The sequence below is a fragment of the Psychroserpens mesophilus genome (assembly GCF_050617655.1).
Taxonomy (GTDB): Bacteria; Bacteroidota; Bacteroidia; order Flavobacteriales; family Flavobacteriaceae; genus Psychroserpens; species Psychroserpens mesophilus_A.
Genome location: NZ_JBODQC010000002.1, coordinates 61,531 through 79,998 on the forward strand (window position 1 = coordinate 61,531; position 18,468 = coordinate 79,998).

Here is an 18,468-nt window from a genome sequence, read left to right on the forward strand (position 1 = left end):
CGTCATAGGATTGGATTATTGAAAGTAAGTATCGTAAGCATTGATATTTTCTGTAATGCTGTGTTTTAATTTTGAAGCTTCTTTTAAAGTTTGAGTTTCAGAAAGCGCATCAATTTTATCCATTAAAGGTAAAAGCCAGACGTGTAAATTGTCATGAGAATCCCCTTTCATGGTACAATTTTTAATCACGTAGTTTTTATCTTTATTGAGCAGTTCTGCCAAATTGTAATACTCTTCTAAGGTATTTGTTGGCTGTGTTTTGATGGTGGTTTTCATTCTTTCTACACCTTCATTTGTTTCTGTATTGGCTGTCCACTTCTGACCTTCATTTAATGTAATGTCGTTGGTCCATGCGTTGGCATAAACACTTGCTGTTTCCTCGATTTGAGGTTTATGTGTGTCTTCAACAACATCAGTGTTGTTTGAGGTTTCTTGCTGTTTAGTGTCTTTGCAGCTCATTAAAGCCAATAGACTTAAGGTAAAAATTACGTGTTTCATTGTCCTGATATTTAGTTGTTATGTTGTTCTGAATTGTTTAACCATAGCTCAGCTGGCATTCCTATTTTTAGGCTTCCATCATTAATCACATCTATTTTAGCGGCATATACTAATGCTACACGTTCTTCTTTGGTTTGAATAATTTTTGGAGTGAATTCTGCTTCTGAAGCAATCCAACTCACAGTACCTTTGTAAGATTTCATAGACTCAGCAGCATCAATTTTTACAGTAACGTCTTGCCCGATTTTAATGTTAGCCAATTGAGTTTCGCTAATATAGACGCGAAGTTGCATGGTATTTAAATCTGCTATTTTATAGAGTGGTTTCCCAAAAGTTGTGATTTCATTTGGTTCTGCGTATTTGGCTAAAACGGTTCCAAGTATTGGGTTGTAAATCTTGCTTTTATGAATTTGATCATCAATTTGTTTGAGCTGTACATCAATAGATTTTAATTCGTTAACAACAGGCGCATTTTGAATTTCTACACTTCGTATCTGATTTTTAATAACATCAATTTCACCAGTGATATCATCAAGTTGCTTTTGTGTACCTGCATTATCTTTAATTAAATTTTCAATTCGGTTTTTGTTGGTAATTGCCGTTTTTAGTCTGGAATTTAAAACGGCTATTTGTGAGAGTACACCTTTAGATTTTGAACTGATTACAGCTTTAGAAACTTGCAATTGTTCTTTTTGTAATGCTAATGGAATGGTATCAATATATCCAATCAACTGGTTTTTTATGAGTTGATCACCTTCATCGATTTTAAACTGCATTAGTTTTCCGTTGTTTTCTGCTGAAATGGTAATTTCTGTAGCTTCGAAATTACCGTAACCATCTGCTTTTCTGTTATCGTTTCCACAGGAAACCAAACTGAAGGCTATAATGTTTATTCCTAAGAGGTATATATAATATTTCATATTTTAATTTTTTATTGCCCTTTAATCACATTGTAGTTCGCTTTTGCAAGTTGTAACTGAATGTTATGTGTTATCAATGTATTTTCATCTTCATACAAATTTGTAAGTTCTGTAATGTATGCTGAAGAGGTAATTACCCCATTTTTAAGCTGAGAATCTGCAGTTTTCAAGATGTCTTTTCTAAGGTTTATAATGTCTAAGTCTGAAGAAATAAAACCTTCTATTTTAAGGATTTCTCTTTGTTGTTTGTTAAGTTCTATATGGGTGTTTAGTTCAAATATTTCAATTTCGTTATCTATAATATCTTTATTAATAGCTAAAGATTGACGCTGTTTTTTGTTGGTATTCCAGTCAAATACATTCCAGTTCAATTTAAGACCAACAGTATAGAAAGTTTGAAATGAATTATCTAACATGTTTAATCCAGGATTGCCATAACCTCCAGTTGCAAAACCCAAAACCTTTGGTGCATTTTGCTTTGCTATAAAGGCTTCAGAGGTTTCAATGGCTTCTTTTTTATATTGAAACAAGTCCAGCTCAGGACGTGCTAACTCGCTTTGTAACTGAGTGTCTATAAGCGGTTTTTGAAAGAGGGTAGAAGTGTTTAAAGATTGCTTTATCAAACTAGAAAGTGTTTCAATTAGTACAGCTTTGTTACTTTCTAATGCTTGAAATTCTTGACTGATTTTTAATAATTCGGCTTCCAATACTTTATCAGAAGACGGTAATATTACGCCATATTTAATTCCAGATTTTACTTCTTTTAATTTTGCCTGTAACTGTGTTTGTTTAGCATGCAGTAAGGACTCTGACTCCTGAGCTAACAATACAGAAAAATACAATTGATTGATTTGCTGTTTTAGCTGGTATAAGCTGACTTCAACTTGTTTCTGTTTGGTTTTTAATTGCGCTAATTTTACTTGTAATGATGCATCTGTTAAACCTCCATCATATATCAATTGATTAACAGAAAGCGTTGCGCGATATTGATCTTGGTTTAAAGGTTCTATGCTTGAGTCTGGAATTGGGACTTCAATCACATCAGATTGATACGTTGCCTGAGCATCTAAACTAAACTGTGGTAGTTTTGCAGTAGAGGTTATTTGAGCTTCTAAATGGTTTTGTGCTTCTAATAGTTGCGACTGTTTTACCAAAGGATAGTTTTGAGTCACTAAGCGATAACATTCTTCCAGTGTAATGCTTTGTTGTGCTATACTAGGAAGCGCTGTGATTGAAATAAGAAAGACTATGATGCGTTTCATTTTAAGTGTTCTTTATAGAATGGATGATGAAATTGGCGACTTCAGTTTTACGTTGTTCTATGAGTTGTTTGAAAGCTTTGTCGTCTACATTTGTAAATGCCATAATAAGAGGCTTAGCGACAAAAGGAAAAATATTAAGCGCTAAAATATTAATGAATAGTTGTTCAGCACTTATAGGTTTTAAGGTTCCATTTTCAATCTCTTCGTGGACTTGTTTTTTGAATTTTTCAATGTTTGGAAAGCTTTTGTTTTCCCTGAGTTTAAGAATGAAATCCTGATTTCTATTTAATTCTTGAATGATGAAATTTGGTAAATATGGATGTTTTATGATAAACGAAATGTAATTAGAAGTAAAGTTTTTAACCTTCTCCTCAATAGACGAATCATCATTTAGGATGGCGTTTAATTGAGGTGCTAATAGTGAGAATGCATTTTTAAAAACAGCTTCAAAAAGTAATTGTTTACTTCTGTAATAATAATGCAGCATCGCTTTATTAATACCTGCTTTATCTGCTATTTCTTGCATACGAGCACCATCCATTCCTTTTGTTTGAAATATGTCTTTTGCTGCGTTAAGTATGTGTGCTTCTGTATTTTCGTCTTTAGCTTTTGCGCTCATAACTATTTGGTTTAACCATTTGGTTAACAAATTTACGATTATTTTTTTAATGTTATAAAAACGAACTCTTAAATTTTTATTAATGCAAGTAAAGCATGTAAAATCAATCAAGTGTAAACGCTGTAAAATGCAATTAGAACCAAGACGAAGGTCAGAGTAAGCGCTGTAATACTAAAAGTTCTTTAAGATTTATTAATATTATTATATTTTTTTAATATCTTAGTAGAGCAAAAACTTCATATTATGAATAGACGTAAATTTATTAAAAAGACAGGTCAGGCACTTTTGGTTGTTTCTTCCATTTCCATTACTGGCGCACTTCATACATCCTGCTCATCAGATGATGATAGTAATGATGGTGATTTCTTTGACGATGGCTATTATGATGATGGTTACTACGATGATGGTTATTACGATGATGGCTATTACGATGATGGCTATTACGATGATGGCTATTACGATGATGGCTATTACGATGATGGCTATTAATAATAATCAGCTATATATTTCTATTCCAAGACACTAAAATTATAACTAATCTAATACCTTGTATTGAGTATCGTTTTATTTCTTCATGACACCTCTTTATCAACTCCTCGAGGTGCAGAGTTAACTATTAATGAACTTATTTTACTAGGAAAACATAAAGGATATTCAACCAAAATAGACTTACTTAAAGATTTTGAGTTGACTAAAAAGTATATGCATGAGGCTTCTTTAATTGTAGTGAACAGTACCTCACGCTGTGATTATGAAAAACCTCTTATACAGTATTTATTAAGACAAAACACTCCCTACATAAAAGTCGAATATGATTATAATTTTTGTATTCGGAGAAATATACTGTGTACTGTAGATGCTGCTATTAAAAGTTGTTGTGATCCAGATAAGTTTCATTTATTTCGAAGGCTTTTTGCAAAAAGTAAGCTAACTGTTTTTCAATCTCCTAAACATTACAAAGCGCATTATAATTTCTATGGTGAAGCTTTAGGCGAACCTCTTATTATGCCACCAACAGTAAACGTAGAGTATTTGAAAGTTTCAGCTACTAAAACCGAAGGTGTCATTCCTTTTTTTGGTGATTTAAATTATTTAAAAGGAGGAGACGCTTATGTGAACTATGCGAAAGCACATCCAGAATTACAGTTTCAAGTATATGGAAATAATAGATTAAGAGGTTCACTACCTTTAAATATTTCGTTTTATGAGCCTATAGAAAACGCAAAGGTTCTTGAAATTCTGGGAAGAACTAAACAATTTATATGTAAACCTGTTTGGCCAGAACCCTCAGGACGATTAGCAGCAGAAGCTTTTTTATCGGACTGTGAACTAATAACCAATGATAGAGTAGGTACTTTTTCATTTGACTTTTACCCAAACGATAAAGACAAAGCCATTACAGAAATGAAACAAGCTCCAGAAGCATTTTGGTTGGCTATTTCAAGGATTATAGATGAAACAAATGGCTCACAAAAAGTTTCTAAATTAGGAGCTATTTTAGTTTACAAAAGTTATGGTGGTTTGGGAGATATCTTTTTTGCCATTCCTGCCATTTATAAATTATCAAGAGTATCTCAATCGCTTCATTTTGCTGTAGCTCCTCGCTTAGTAGCGTTTTTTAAATCACATTTGAAAGGGGTAACTGTTGTAAACGAAGATTTAGTTAAAGATCAAGAATCAAAGTATAATGCGATATATGAATTGGGTAATTATCCTGCATTTAGAGGTTATGACTTGCCTCACGCCTTAAAATATCCAACACACAAAAAGGTAAAGCAGCACGCTATTCAGCATTATATAGATACCGTTTCTAAATTACATATTGAAATAGATAATCAATTTAAAACGTATCCATATTTTAAAAGACAACTTGATGCGACAAATACCTATTATGTGGTTCATCCAGGAGCAGGATTTCTATTAAAAATATGGCCAACAGATAAATTTGCTCAACTTATAGAGCGCTTACATGTGTTATATCCTAATTTAGATTGTAAAATCATACAAGGACCAAAAGACCCAGATATTTCAATATACTTCACAAAAGAAATGACGCATATTCAATATATTAAAGGAGGTATGGAAGAGGTAGGACACATCATGTCTGGTGCCTTATTTCATATTGGTAATGATGCTGGTATTACTCATGTAGCAGGTAGTTTTAATCTGCCTACCGTAGGTATATACGGACCTACAGGTCCAGGTAGTTGGGGAAGTTTTGCAGAGCATAACGAATTGATTTGGGGTAAAAAAGGGGTTTGCGATATACGCTGTAACTATGATGTGATTATAAATTGTGAACACCACATTTGCTTAAATTCTATTACAGTAAATCGTGTTATTGAAGCCTTATTTAAAGTGTTACAAAAAGCATATCCTAATGAAACGTATGTTTTAAAGGTCAATCCACAGACTGAAAATACATTTAATAAAAAGGATTGTATAATTAAATTAAATGATTCGGAATTACTTTTAGAATATCATTCCCCATTGATGAAATCTAAAATAGAAGCCCTTTTAACAGATGACATAGAACCAAACGAAGAAGATGAAGACTTATGTCAAGTTATTCAGGTTTTAAATCAGCATAATATTATTTTTAAGGTTCCGGATTTTAGACTATAGTTTTTGAAAAGTACATTTATAATGGTTACGCTAAACAAATTTGTGAATATTCGGAAGGCAAGAAGAGATAAAAGTCTGTTTAAAGCCTATTCGCTCTTTCTTTTACGATTGTCCCAGTAAACATAAATCCCAAAAAGCAATAAACTAACCAATGAGCCATAGAGCAAGCCAGACTTTAAGCTTTCTGTGCTTTTACCTACAATGGCTATAAAAATGGTAAGTGGCAAAATACCAATTAGTGTAGCACCAATAAATCGCCAATACCCAATTTTTAATAATCCGCCAACAAAACTGATGGCATCATTGGATAAAAACGGATTTAATCGTGTAACAATAACAGCCCAAAATCCATAATTTTTAATAAAGCGTTCTATTTTGTTTTCTGTTTTTTGTCCTAAGATTTTGAGAACAAAGGTCTGTCCGAAATACCGACCAATGATATAACCAACAGTTGAAGCAGAGAATACAGCAACCAGTATAATGAGACTTCCCCAAACAGGACCATAAGCTAATATGGAAACCACCATTAGCAAGACAGTTGGTATTATTAATAAAAACATTTGAGCAATCATGGCAAGCACCAAAACAACAGGTCCAAACGAGCCAAAGCCATCGACCCAGTTTTTTATTTTTTCTTCATCATCACTGGTTAGAATATCCCAGGCATTATTAAAGAATTGCTGCGCATCGGGAATTAGAAAATAGGAAGCAAAAATACTTCCTATCAATAATAGAGAAAGATATAATGGCCAATTGCTTTTAGAGGCTTGGTTGTTGTTTTTGCTCATTTCTACTTAAATGTGATTTCCATAATTGTGGCAGCATCGTAAACCGCTTCATTAGAAATATATAACTTTCCGTCGTGACTAAATGTGATACCTTCGGGTTGCGGAAATTGCTTTTCATCTAATTTATATACTTTTTTTAAATTGCCTTTTTGATCTAAAATCAGCAGTTTAGGACGCTTGCCTTCAAGCATATACATGTCTTTTGTTTTGGGGTGAATTGCAATATCTGAAGGGTTCAATGTTTTATGGATGTTTTTATGCTGAAAGGGTTTGAGTTTGTCATTCCTTAAATCAATTTTTACAAGAGGTCTCGTTTCTAATTTTTCATTAGACAAGGAAATTTCATAAATGGACTTATAATTATCATTGCCTAAGTCTTTTTCTTTTGGAGCGGTAAGCAATCGGTTGTTGTCAAGATCAAAACCTAAACTCTCAATATCATTATCTGAAGAAAAATTAGTTTGTATTTCGGTAACAGTTCGGTTTTCAGATTTATAATTGATAATGTGGTATAATAAACCATCACTTCGCATTACAAAAGCATCGTTTTTTACAATGGCAATGCCTTCGTAATCGCCAGAATGTGCGAAAGGGTAGGTGTTTGTTATTTTATTTTGGTTGGTATCATATATAAAAATTATACCATCTTCATCTTGCACGCAGGCAAAGGTATAGTTAGTTAACCAACTTAAACCACTAATCTCATCGAGCTGTTTTGGCAAATTCCAAATTGTATGAATAGTGTATGATTCTTTTAAATTAGTTTGTTTTTTCAATTGACTTTTTACCATTGCCCTTGTAGCAGGACCTTGTAATAATAATAGTAAAATTCCTATAATAGTGCAAATTATAGCTGTGCAGTGTGTTTTTAAAAACTTCATAGTAATATAGATTATTCTAAACGATTAATTTAAAAAAGCTCATGAGCAGCATTGGGTTCGCAGTGCTTTACAGAACTCCATCAAACGAAGAGACTTCTTAATAACTAAAAATGATCTCCAAAAATTACAATGTTAAGCTGAGTACAAAAACGATTATAATTATTAATACTAAGTTTTTCAGTTTGCTTTAATTATTAATTTCATACAAATGTCTATTGTAAAACTGAAAAGAAATGGGAATTAAAAGTTTAAGAAATTTTAATGTTTATATGGGAAATGAAGTGTAAACACGTGTTGGTCGTTAAAGTGATAATTGATATCAATATCATATTTTGTAGCAATTGCCTTAGCAATGGCGAGTCCGAGACCTGTTGACTTTTGTGTGGTATTTGTATTTTTAAATCTTGTGAATAGCTGGTCTTTTGGTAAAGCATTTTTCTTTCCGTTGTTGGAAACAGACCAGATTGATTGTTCAATGTTGATAACTACAGTAGTATTGCTTTTACCGTGTACAATTGCATTTTTGACTAAATTGGTAAGTAGAATTATAGCAAGATCCTTGTTGATTTTATAGATGAAAGGTACTTGTGAAACCAACTTAATTGTTATGCTTTTGTGTTGTGCAAAATCTTCAAAATCTTTTATAACTTTATGAGATAATATTACGAAATCTACCAATTCTTCATCCAAAAATTGCTGATTTTCGATTTTAGAAAGCAATAACATAGAGCGGTTGAGACGTGTTAACCGACCCAAATTATCCAATACCGAAGCAAGTTCTTTACTCTGTTGATCATTTAATTCATTGTTTTCGAGAAACAATTCTAACTTATTAATACTTATCGCCAGAGGTGTTTGGAGTTCGTGCGAGGCGTTTTCAATAAAGTGTTTTTGAGCAATGTAACTATCGGAAGCTTTTTTTATCAATTTATCTACGGTATCATTTAAAAGAGAAAATTCTTCAATATTGGTTTCAGGAATGGTGATTGGTGTGTTTTTTTCAATTTTGAAGTTTCGTAGTTGGTCTATGAGATTATTAAACGGTTTCCAAATTTTTCGTAATAATACATTATTGAGCAATATTATACAGGTGACAAGAATTAAATACAATCCTAATAGATGAAACGCTAAATCATGCATAAGATCATCTTCTTCAACCATAGATGTGATGATTTTAAGCTTGTAGTACTCATCGTCATAAGCCACAGCACTTTCGTAAACACGCACAGGCTCATAATCCTTCTCATTAAGCATGTACATTAAGGTATCACGATAACTTTCTTTAAAATTGGTGTAGCTCTTTTTTGAAATAGAGGTAAAATTATAGACGTGCTTTTTAAATTCTGGATCATCCTGTGTTAGTATACTTGGGTCCTCCAAAGCACGTTGCACCATTAACATTTTCTGATTTTCCAAACCATCATCCAAGCTATCGTAAATCTCATCTAACATGGCATAATAAAGCAATACTGCCCAAATGGTAATGAGCAGTAACAGTAATAATGCAAGATAGCGTGATGTATAATTGAGTAACTTCATCTAATCGATTACTAATTTATAGCCAACACCATACACAGCCTCTACGGTAAGGGTTGCAGCTTCTAGTTTTTTGCGTAGGTTTTTTATTTGCGAATAGATAAAATCAAAACTATCAGCTTGGTCAATATGGTCGCCCCAGACATGTTCAGCCAATGCAGCTTTAGTTACCAATCTGTTTTTGTTAGTAATAAGGTACATCAAAATATCGTATTCTTTTCGGTTGAGTTCAATGTCTTTATTATCTATTTTCAGCTCACGATTTTCGATGTTAATCATCGCATTTCCAATGGTTATAGTGTCTTGACCTTTAAAATTCAGACGCCTTAAAACCGCTTTAACTCGTGCGTTCAATTCTGCATTATGAAACGGTTTAGGCAAATAATCGTCAGCACCCAAATTAAGCCCTTTTAAGCGGTCGTCTAGAGAGTCCTTGGCAGAGACAATAATAACTCCATCGTCCTTGCCTTGTGATTTTATTTGCTGCAACAAATCCAATCCGCTACCATCTGGCAAAGTAATGTCCAGCAAAATACAATCGTAATCATAAACACCCAATTTAGAGCTTGCAGTTTTATAATCTGAAGCGGTTTCCACTTGGTATTTTTCCTGCTCTAAGGTTTGGCGCATGTTATCTAACATTTGCGGTTCATCTTCAATGATTAAAATTTTCATAAGTCATCATTTTCAATAACAATATAGCCTAAATCTAAAAACATTTGGGAATTATTACAATCACTATGCTTTTTTAATTCGAAACTATACAATCTTCAACTTTTAGAAAACATTAACAGTCAAGGAGCTATAATTCCCAATTCTTTACAGGTTTTAGTTGTTAGTTTATGATAAATCAGTAACACAAAAACAATTAATTATGAAAACTTTAAAAATAACAGCATTAGCCTTATTCGCAACAGCGATGGTTACTGCGCAAGATTTAGACATGCACGAAGTACCAACAGAGTTGTCTGAGACGTTTCAAAACGAATATAGAAACGCTATGGATGTAGAATGGGAAAAAGAAGGTGCCAACTACAAAGTAGAATTTGATGTCAATGATATGGAGCACGAAATATGGTACACCAATGATGGTACAAAGGTAAAATCAGAAATGGAAATTACTAAAGCAGATGTACCAAATGCGATTACCAAAGCCATAAAACATAACTATGCAGACTATAAAATTGATAGTGTAGAAATGACTGAAATGAATGGTAAAAAAACTTATGAAGTTGAACTCGAAAAAGGATGGTTTAAAGATATGGACGTCGTTTTTGATGCCAATGGAAGTGTTTTGAGTTCTGATAAATAATAGTTGGTTTCTTATAAACCGATGGTTGGTTGCAAAGGGGTTGGATGTTTTCTAACCCTTTTGTTCATTTTTCAACCTTACATATTTCCTAACACCAACAATGATCTTCGTTAATTAAAATGAAATACCTGTTTTTTTTAATCTTATTATACTGCGGAAGCCTAAAAGGAAAGGCACAAGAAAGTCTTACCCTTTTTTTTGAGCCTGAAGTTGAATTTAACTACAACATAACTTCTAAATATTCCCATAGTTTTGGTATCGAAAACAGAAACTACATTTATAGAATGGATGATTTCCAATATCAAGTAAAGCATCTAGAATTTGCACACACGTCCACCTATGCTTTAAACGAAACACAAGCCCTTTCCTTAGGATTACAATACCGATTTGAAGAACACTTTATAGCCTCTGAAGAAAACGAATTTAGACTATTACAAGCTTTTGAATGGGCATCCAGTTCATCACAACTCAATTTAAAGCAAGAGCTACAAACCGAACTACGTTTCTTTAAATCTACTACAAAATATAGATTACGTTATGAATTAGGGTTGAAATTTCCACTGTCTAAAACCAACAATTATATTATTACAGAAACCGAAAGTCTGTTCGAGATTGCCAAAACCCAAAAGCCAGAATTAGAACAGCGCCTAAGCCTTATGCACGGTTGGAGTTTCAACCCAAAAACAAGTTTAGAAATAGGCTTACAATACCGTTTGGCAGATTACATTCAAAATTCTGAACACGAATTGTTTTTGGTTTGTAGCTATGAGATTGATTTGTAAACTAAACCTTTTACCAAATGATATAGAGATCCATACAAAGCATGGTTGCTATCGGGTATAAAAAGTAATTTATTATTATTAATTTTAATACATGAAATTTATAACTCTATTTGACTTGCACTTGGTTATTTACATAGTGACAGTGCTGTAAATAAAAGGTTTCAACACGTACTTTTTTTAAATTTATAGTAGTAGCAATGTAACAAGGTTTATACTTGCTCGTCGGTCAATAAAATAACCAACCATGACAACACCAAAAGAAAGCAAAAAGGAAACCTGGATAACAATCTTTATATTTCTCGGTCTTGTCATTGCTCTTACTTCACCATTGCATTATGCCATTGTTAATTTATATCCCTCAAGAATCTATGTTGGAGCCATCATGTGGTGTCCTGCAATAGCTGCCATTATAACCTTAAAATTAAAAGGGCGTAAAATGTCATCTCTACATTGGAACTGGGGAAAATGGAAATACATCCGATGGTCTTATTTTATTCCTGCCTTATATGGCATTATCACTTATCTATTAATTTGGATTTTTGAACTCGGAAGCTTAGCTGATGAAAACACCATTACAGAATGGGGAAAAGAACTTGGTTTGTTTGGCATAGGGACTTTAAATCCAACCTCAATAACCATCATAGCTATTATTTTATTAAGTACTGTTGAAGTGATCAGAGCCTCTGCAACCACTTTAGGAGAAGAAATAGGGTGGAGAGGGTTTTTTATTTATGAATTGAGAAAAGTACTGTCTTTTTCTGGTGTATCTGTTTTTAGTGGTATTATATGGGCTGCTTGGCATTGGCCACTGCTTGTTTATTATAGTAATAATGTGCTATTAGAATTCATCACCTTCTTTACCGTAATCATTTCTATGTCGTTTATAATGACTTACTACACATTTAAATCTAAAAGCCTCTGGCCAGCAGTAATTTTTCATGCCGTAAGTAATGTGTATATTCAAAAAATAATGCCTCCGCTAACACTAAAAGTAGAAGGTACAGAACATTGGCTTGGTGAAAACGGAATTATGTTTGCCATCGTTACCAGTGCTTTTGGCATTTACTTTTGGGGCAAAGCAATAAAAAACAACTTATAACAAATTCACTTTTGTGTTATGAAGACAAAGAAAAGCACACAACGAATCATTAAAATCACCTTGTTGATTGCAACCATAGCATCACTGTTTTTCGTACCATGGTTATTGGTAAAAGCATGGATTCTTCCACTGCCTGATACAGTTCAGGAACAAGTAGATGAAGCCATTAATCATGGGTTTGACGGCATGATTGTTTACGTAGATCAAGCGGGTAAACCACCTCAGTATTTTGCTTCCGGTTGGCATAATCGAGAATCCAAAATTCCTGCTAAACCAAAAGCTCTTTTTAAAATTGCAAGCATCAGTAAGCTATATGATGCTGTGGCTGTTACCAAACTAGTAAGTGATAGACGGCTTTCTCTAGATAAAACCATTGCTGATTATTTACCAGAACTTGTAGGAAGAATTGAAAACGCAGATAAAATCACTTTAAGAATGATGATACAACATAGAAGTGGTATCCCTAATTTTACAGATGCTCCAAATTTTTGGGCAGCTCCAACCAATACTTTTGAAGAAAGTTTGGCATTAATTCAGGGCAAGCCCGCCAACTTTAAACCCGATAAAGACTATGAATATTGTAACACCAATTACCTTTTAATCAACAAGATAATGGATGATGAATTGGGTTATGATAATTTTCAATTCATTCAGGAAGAAATTCTAACACCTTTACACCTTAACCATACCTTCGGTTCACTAAGTGAAGTAAATTTAGATGATGTGATGAGCGGCTATCATGTAGGGCATCCTTTTGATTTAAAAGCAGATGAACATGGCATGTTAGCCACAGCAGAAGACATCGGGACTTTTCTAAGAGCATTAAACGATGGTTCATTATTTAAACCAGGAGAACAAGAAATTTACACGTCCATTTATGAGTATGAACATGCAGGATGGGTTCCTGGCTACCAAAGTTTTGCAAAATACTATAAAGATATTGATGCTGTTATTGTTGCGCTCTACAATACAACCGACCCTAAGCTGTACAATTGGAACTTATCAGAAATCATTAATAAAAGAATTTACAAAATAGTAAAAAAGCAAAGCTAAAATAACTCTAGTGGTGTTACAGGTAGTACTTTTTAGAGAATTAGCCACTTGGCGCTTTGGCAAACTTCACAGTTTTTATATAAAATTTATTCTCAAGAGTTTCTTCTGCAATGTTAATGGAACACTTTTTATGCAACGACGTAGGAGGGAAGCGTAATATGTGTGGAATGGAATTATTAATAAATTTAATTTTAAAATTGCACTATAGCATAATTAATTGATGAAACTTTTGTATATTTTTACGGCAAATAGCATGATAATATAAAATGGCAGCTGCAGAACAAATAAAAAGCCTAATTAAATCTTTTAGTGATGGAGATGATTCTCGATTCTATGCTACTGCAATGCAAATAGCTGCAGCAGAGGCAAGAAAGGGTCGTCAAGAACTAGCTGAAGAGCTAAAGAAGTTAATTAAAGATTCTAAAAAGTCTAAACTTGATGTTGGAAGTCTAAAAAACTTACCAGTAAATGCTGCTCAAAAAGAGTTGAATGATTTATTAGAATTTACAAGACCTAATGACAAATTGAAAGATATGGTCTTAAATGATAAACTAAAAAAAATCATAATCAGAATTTTAGATGAGCAAAAGCAAATTGAAAAATTAAGACAGCATAACTTATTTCCAAGAAAAAAATTACTTCTTACAGGACCACCTGGTTGTGGTAAAACAATGACTGCAAAAGTATTATCAAATGAGTTGGGAATACCTTTATTTGTTATTAGACTTGATGGTCTTATAAGCAGATATATGGGAGAATCAATTGCTAAACTTCGTTTAGTTTTTGATACAATGAAAGAGTTTAGAGCTGTTTATTTATTTGATGAATTTGATAGTATAGGAACAACAAGAAATCATGGTAATGATGTAGGAGAAATAAAAAGAGTTTTGAATAGTTTTCTTTTACAAATCGAAAAGGATGAGTCAAATAGTTTAATTATTGCTGCTACAAATATGCCAGAAAATCTTGATGAGGCACTTTTTAGAAGATTTGATGATATTATTAATTATCCACTACCAACAGAAAAACAAATTTATCAATTTTATAAAAGAGAATTAAACGAAAAGTTATCTGATTCAGATAATATACTTCTAAATCTATCCAAAAAATCTATTGGACTTAATTTTTCGGACTTAAAACGAGTTTGTGAAGATTTCCTGAAAAATATTCTTATTTACGGAGAGGAAAAATCTAATTTAGAATTTATAACTGAAATAATAAATTCTAGAAAAAAGCCTTTCTAATAAATGTCAGATTTAAATCATATTCGTCTAAATGGATACACTTCTTCATTTCCATATAGTACACATGGAGGTGGAGGTTTCAATTTAAAACCTAGAACAAATAGGCAACAGCACGGAACACATTTACAACAATCATTTAATCATGCTGTTACCGAATTTTCAGAAGGAGATGCTGATTATGAATTTGTATATATTGAATTTGAATCAGCAGTTAATTTTGAACTAACATTTGATAGGTTTGAAGATGCTGGAGATAACATTAGATTAGCTTCATGTAAAGCCATATTTACTAACGATGTTGATGGACAGGAACAAGTTGTATATAAAATTGCAGTTTATTTAAACAAAAGAGCTGTTTCTAATTTTCTAACCAAGATTGAACAATATTTAACCGAAGACACCTCTGGTGGAAATCCACGTAATCAAAATTTAATTTCAAACATTGAAAACATTAGAGCAGCAACTCTAGAAAGTTTTTGGCAAGAGCCTGAAATTGATTTCCCTTCAGCAGGTCAAGATGTTTGGTGGGAGGTTTGGTATAGTAATGTAGGTAGAGAAGAAGTTTTATCATCTATTAATTCTTTGAGCGATAGTGGACTTATAACAAACGAAAGAATATTAGAGTTTCCAGAAAACATTGTTGGTTTAATAAAAGGAACACCTGAACAATTGGCTAGAACTTTATTATACCAAAATAATTTAGCTGAATTAAGAAAGCCAATTGAAACTTCAGATTTCTTTACAAATTTGGATAAAACTTGGGAAGGTGAGTTTATTGACGATTTAAAAGGTAGAATTAATAATGAAATTGATCAAAGTAATGTAGTTGTGTGTCTTTTAGATACTGGTGTCAATAGAACTAATCCTCTTTTAGAAGATTTAATTCCTGTAAGGAATTTGGATTCTATAAATCCAGAATGGACAACAGCTGATTCATACAGGCATGGACATGGAACACCAATGGCAGGTATCATTTTATATGGTGATTTAAATGAACCATTAAGTAATACTGGAATCATTAACATAACAAATAATGTTGAAAGTATAAAAATTATAGACGCTAGTACAGCAAATGATCCTGATTTATATGGGAAAATTACATTGGAAGCCATTGCAAGCGCAGAAGTAATAAATCCATTTTCAAAAAGAATAGTATGTTTAGCTGTAACAGCACCAGATAATGAATATTTAGGTAGACCTTCTTCTTGGTCTGCTGCTATAGATCAAAAATCATTTGGTACTATAAATGAGAGAAACGATAACACATTATTCCTAATATCTGGAGGTAATTTACCATTAAATGATAGATTAAATTATCCAATATCCAATGAAGATTTTTCCGTTGAAGATCCTGCTCAATCATTTAATGCAATTACAGTTGGTTCATTTACAGAGAAAGACAGGTTAGATCTTCAAGAATTCCCTGGAGCAGAGTTACTAGCTCAAAGAGGTCAAATGTCACCTTGTAATTCTACTTCTTTAAAATGGAATAAAAGATGGCCTCGAAAGCCAGATGTTGTATTTGAAGGTGGAAATGACGGAATATTTAATTCAGGCATTCTAGATCATGATTCATTAAAACTTTTATCAACAGGTGTAGGAGGGGTAGGAAGATCATGGTTAACAACATTTTCCGATACAAGCGCATCAGTCGCTTTGGCTTCAAAATTTGCTTCTGAATTATATCAAATGTATCCAAATTATAAGCCAGAGACAATAAGGGCTTTAATGATACATTCAGCTGAATGGAGTAGTGCATTACTAAATAATTCAAATATTAGTGACTTAAGTTCAGATGAAAAATGGAATCTTATATCTAAAATTGGCTATGGAATTCCAAATTTAAGCAAAGCCAAGTATAGTGCTGAAAATTCTTTGACTATGATAGCAGAGAGGTCTTTAAGGCCTTATAAATACGAGCAAAGTAGGGCTAAAACAAATGAGTTTCATCTATTTGATTTGCCTTGGCCTAGCGACATATTAACTGATTTAGCAGAGACGAATGTTAAATTAAAAATAACATTGTCATATTTTATTGAACCAAATCCTGGAAATAGAAGATACGCAAGTGATCAATCATATAAATCACATGGTTTGAGATTTAAAATGATAGATAGAAATGAAGGTTTAGAAAGGTTTAAAGCTCGTGTAAGCAAAGCTATTAAAGAAGAACAAGTTGATTACGTGCAAGAAGGTAGTGAAAATTGGTTATTAGGTAGTCAAGTTAGAGATAAAGGAAGTATTCATAAGGACTTATGGGAAGGTTCAGCTGCAGATTTAGCATTAAGAAATAAGATTGCAATCTATCCAATTGGAGGTTGGTGGAAAAACCGAAAAAAGCTAATGAGATATAACTCCGATGTTGATTATAGCTTAATAGTTTCTATTGAAACAGAATCTATAGAAGTTGATATTTACAATAATGTTTTAGCTCAAATTCCTGTTCCTGTTAGTATTCCAATATCAAATGAATAGGTAATTCTTAAATATATTATGTAAAGTAGAATCTCGATTTTAACTTGACCCATAAAATTTTAGCCAATACAATAATAGAATAGGCAAATAAAACACATAGAAAATAGTTTACAGGTGTCGTTTTTTTCCTTATCTTACAACAAGGAAACAACACCATACCATCATGTCCAAACCAAAATTCACCATCACAGACCTGTTTGGTAACGACACAAAATTCATTAGCTACACACTCAATGGCAAAACCGTCATCAGGCGTTCATCAGCACCAAGCAAAGAGCGCATCAACACCGATCCTGCCTATCATAAGGTCAAAATGAACAACCAGGAGTTTGCAGCAGCAACAGCACTCTCTAAAGCCATCAGAAATCAAAACCTTAAAACAGTGTTTCAAACCTTTAAAGACACCTATATGGCAGGTCGTTTAACAGGAGTCTGTCGTAAAATCATACAACAGGGCAGTGGTGAGTTGGGAAAACGAGAGGCATGTATCGCCACAAATGGCAGCATATTAGAGCAATTTCCACTCAACAAACAACGTCCGCTTGGCTATACTGTAAAAGTAGCATACCAACTACAAACCACACCAAACCGAGACACCATTACAATGAGTACCAGCATTGCTAAAGCAAACCTCACAGGGCAACCCAAAACCGCAACACATGTGCAGCTCACATTAGCTTTGGCAACAGTATCAAAACACAAGTTCAATACCAAAACCAAAAACTATCAACCAGAGCATCCCAGTCAAAATGCACTCGGCGTGTACATACAAAGTCAGCCCATCGCCATTTCAAATACACCAATACCTGTAAACCTCGAAACCAGTGTACCATTTAATGAACCACTGGCAAATACCACAGCCGTAGTCGTCGCTTTAGGAATTTCCTTTAGTAGCTTAGAAAATAACACCATGTACGAGTTAAAATCGGCAAATGCGATGAATATCATAAAAATTTTGTAACTTGCTAATGGTAAGGGTGTTAAATATGATCAAAACCATAAATAAACACAATACAACACCATCAATAGCATAAAAAAAACCAATAATTAGCCTAAAGTTCACTCGAAGTTCACCCATAGTTCAGCCGTAGTTGTCTCGTGTCAAAAGCGTATAATCCTCGTGTCATCGCCATGATGTGCACCTTAAAACGCCATACCAATCCCAAAGCAAATCCATTCAAGACCCAAATGCATTCAAATTGAAACCAATTGATAAATCATGCGTACATCATATTAAAATGTCATCATGTTTAAACGATTCAAAAATCCAACCATCATATAAATCGCTTAAACGTAAAATCCTGTATCAAATTACAGAATACGCAATTCTTGAGCACCAGGTCAAAACACAAATCCAATCCATAAGAATGAGTT

Annotated in this window: 17 protein-coding genes; 9 read left to right on the forward strand and 8 right to left on the reverse strand. The window is 33.1% G+C overall.

Annotation, left to right across the window (positions count from 1 at the left end; all coding sequences use genetic code 11):
• Window positions 1-15: 15 nt before the first annotated feature.
• Genes ACRHNM_RS04510 through ACRHNM_RS04525 form a run of 4 tightly spaced genes read right to left on the reverse strand, consistent with a single transcriptional unit; the run spans window position 16 to window position 3,299 of the window.
• Entirely contained in the window at window positions 16-498 is a 483-nt protein-coding gene (locus ACRHNM_RS04510) for a hypothetical protein (protein ID WP_431134125.1), read from the reverse strand.
• 11 nt (window positions 499-509) lie between these two features.
• Window positions 510-1,418, reverse strand: a complete 909-nt coding sequence (locus tag ACRHNM_RS04515; RefSeq protein WP_431134127.1) for an HlyD family secretion protein — start codon at window positions 1,416-1,418, stop codon at window positions 510-512.
• Window positions 1,419-1,429: 11 nt separating this feature from the next.
• Window positions 1,430-2,680: a TolC family protein gene (locus tag ACRHNM_RS04520; protein WP_431134129.1), complete on the reverse strand. Its 1,251-nt coding sequence runs from the start codon at window positions 2,678-2,680 to the stop codon at window positions 1,430-1,432.
• Between the two features lies 1 nt (window position 2,681).
• Complete coding sequence (locus ACRHNM_RS04525; RefSeq protein WP_431134131.1) at window positions 2,682-3,299, reverse strand: TetR/AcrR family transcriptional regulator; 618 nt, start codon at window positions 3,297-3,299, stop codon at window positions 2,682-2,684.
• Between the two features lie 243 nt (window positions 3,300-3,542).
• Between ACRHNM_RS04525 and ACRHNM_RS04530 the strand changes: the two genes are divergently transcribed.
• Complete coding sequence (locus ACRHNM_RS04530; RefSeq protein ID WP_431134133.1) at window positions 3,543-3,788, forward strand: hypothetical protein; 246 nt, start codon at window positions 3,543-3,545, stop codon at window positions 3,786-3,788.
• A gap of 63 nt (window positions 3,789-3,851) precedes the next feature.
• Entirely contained in the window at window positions 3,852-5,924 is a 2,073-nt protein-coding gene (locus ACRHNM_RS04535; RefSeq protein WP_431134134.1) for a glycosyltransferase family 9 protein, read from the forward strand.
• An 86-nt stretch (window positions 5,925-6,010) separates the two neighbouring features.
• On the opposite strand, the gene ACRHNM_RS04540 is transcribed toward ACRHNM_RS04535, so the two are convergent.
• From ACRHNM_RS04540 to ACRHNM_RS04555, 4 genes are all read right to left on the reverse strand, one after another.
• Complete coding sequence (locus ACRHNM_RS04540) at window positions 6,011-6,712, reverse strand: TVP38/TMEM64 family protein (protein ID WP_431134136.1); 702 nt, start codon at window positions 6,710-6,712, stop codon at window positions 6,011-6,013.
• A gap of 2 nt (window positions 6,713-6,714) precedes the next feature.
• A complete protein-coding gene (locus ACRHNM_RS04545) occupies window positions 6,715-7,593 on the reverse strand; it encodes an SdiA-regulated domain-containing protein (protein WP_431134138.1) in 879 nt (292 codons plus the stop codon).
• Between the two features lie 258 nt (window positions 7,594-7,851).
• Window positions 7,852-9,132 (reverse strand): ATP-binding protein, encoded by a 1,281-nt coding sequence (locus ACRHNM_RS04550; protein ID WP_431134140.1) that lies wholly within the window; start codon window positions 9,130-9,132, stop codon window positions 7,852-7,854.
• Window positions 9,133-9,804, reverse strand: coding sequence for a response regulator transcription factor (locus ACRHNM_RS04555; protein ID WP_431134142.1), 672 nt, complete (start codon window positions 9,802-9,804; stop codon window positions 9,133-9,135).
• Between the two features lie 199 nt (window positions 9,805-10,003).
• Between ACRHNM_RS04555 and ACRHNM_RS04560 the strand changes: the two genes are divergently transcribed.
• From ACRHNM_RS04560 to ACRHNM_RS04590, 7 genes are all read left to right on the forward strand, one after another.
• A complete protein-coding gene (locus tag ACRHNM_RS04560) occupies window positions 10,004-10,441 on the forward strand; it encodes a PepSY-like domain-containing protein (RefSeq protein ID WP_431134144.1) in 438 nt (145 codons plus the stop codon).
• 119 nt (window positions 10,442-10,560) lie between these two features.
• The gene (locus tag ACRHNM_RS04565; RefSeq protein WP_431134146.1) at window positions 10,561-11,223 is read left to right on the forward strand and encodes a DUF2490 domain-containing protein; all 663 of its coding nucleotides are present in this window, start codon (window positions 10,561-10,563) and stop codon (window positions 11,221-11,223) included.
• Window positions 11,224-11,467: 244 nt separating this feature from the next.
• On the forward strand, window positions 11,468-12,322 hold the full coding sequence (locus ACRHNM_RS04570; RefSeq protein WP_431134148.1) for a CPBP family intramembrane glutamic endopeptidase: 855 nt from the start codon (window positions 11,468-11,470) through the stop codon (window positions 12,320-12,322).
• Between the two features lie 18 nt (window positions 12,323-12,340).
• Window positions 12,341-13,375, forward strand: coding sequence for a serine hydrolase domain-containing protein (locus tag ACRHNM_RS04575; protein WP_431134150.1), 1,035 nt, complete (start codon window positions 12,341-12,343; stop codon window positions 13,373-13,375).
• A gap of 266 nt (window positions 13,376-13,641) precedes the next feature.
• Window positions 13,642-14,619, forward strand: coding sequence for an AAA family ATPase (locus ACRHNM_RS04580; RefSeq protein ID WP_418638712.1), 978 nt, complete (start codon window positions 13,642-13,644; stop codon window positions 14,617-14,619).
• A gap of 3 nt (window positions 14,620-14,622) precedes the next feature.
• Complete coding sequence (locus ACRHNM_RS04585; RefSeq protein WP_431134153.1) at window positions 14,623-17,094, forward strand: S8 family peptidase; 2,472 nt, start codon at window positions 14,623-14,625, stop codon at window positions 17,092-17,094.
• Window positions 17,095-17,257: 163 nt separating this feature from the next.
• Window positions 17,258-18,055: a hypothetical protein gene (locus tag ACRHNM_RS04590; protein WP_431134155.1), complete on the forward strand. Its 798-nt coding sequence runs from the start codon at window positions 17,258-17,260 to the stop codon at window positions 18,053-18,055.
• Window positions 18,056-18,468 lie beyond the last annotated feature (413 nt).

Bases quoted from the DNA above. Each gene is read 5' to 3' on its own strand.
- ACRHNM_RS04545 (WP_431134138.1), bottom strand. From the start codon at position 7,593: ATGAAGTTTTTAAAAACACACTGCACAGCTATAATTTGCACTATTATA.
- ACRHNM_RS04590 (WP_431134155.1), top strand. From the start codon at position 17,258: ATGTCCAAACCAAAATTCACCATCACAGACCTGTTTGGTAACGACACA.
- ACRHNM_RS04550 (WP_431134140.1), bottom strand. From the start codon at position 9,132: ATGAAGTTACTCAATTATACATCACGCTATCTTGCATTATTACTGTTA.
- ACRHNM_RS04570 (WP_431134148.1), top strand. From the start codon at position 11,468: ATGACAACACCAAAAGAAAGCAAAAAGGAAACCTGGATAACAATCTTT.
- ACRHNM_RS04585 (WP_431134153.1), top strand. From the start codon at position 14,623: ATGTCAGATTTAAATCATATTCGTCTAAATGGATACACTTCTTCATTT.
- ACRHNM_RS04540 (WP_431134136.1), bottom strand. From the start codon at position 6,712: ATGAGCAAAAACAACAACCAAGCCTCTAAAAGCAATTGGCCATTATAT.
- ACRHNM_RS04530 (WP_431134133.1), top strand. From the start codon at position 3,543: ATGAATAGACGTAAATTTATTAAAAAGACAGGTCAGGCACTTTTGGTT.
- ACRHNM_RS04555 (WP_431134142.1), bottom strand. From the start codon at position 9,804: ATGAAAATTTTAATCATTGAAGATGAACCGCAAATGTTAGATAACATG.
- ACRHNM_RS04510 (WP_431134125.1), bottom strand. From the start codon at position 498: ATGAAACACGTAATTTTTACCTTAAGTCTATTGGCTTTAATGAGCTGC.
- ACRHNM_RS04580 (WP_418638712.1), top strand. From the start codon at position 13,642: ATGGCAGCTGCAGAACAAATAAAAAGCCTAATTAAATCTTTTAGTGAT.
- ACRHNM_RS04515 (WP_431134127.1), bottom strand. From the start codon at position 1,418: ATGAAATATTATATATACCTCTTAGGAATAAACATTATAGCCTTCAGT.
- ACRHNM_RS04560 (WP_431134144.1), top strand. From the start codon at position 10,004: ATGAAAACTTTAAAAATAACAGCATTAGCCTTATTCGCAACAGCGATG.
- ACRHNM_RS04575 (WP_431134150.1), top strand. From the start codon at position 12,341: ATGAAGACAAAGAAAAGCACACAACGAATCATTAAAATCACCTTGTTG.
- ACRHNM_RS04520 (WP_431134129.1), bottom strand. From the start codon at position 2,680: ATGAAACGCATCATAGTCTTTCTTATTTCAATCACAGCGCTTCCTAGT.
- ACRHNM_RS04565 (WP_431134146.1), top strand. From the start codon at position 10,561: ATGAAATACCTGTTTTTTTTAATCTTATTATACTGCGGAAGCCTAAAA.
- ACRHNM_RS04525 (WP_431134131.1), bottom strand. From the start codon at position 3,299: ATGAGCGCAAAAGCTAAAGACGAAAATACAGAAGCACACATACTTAAC.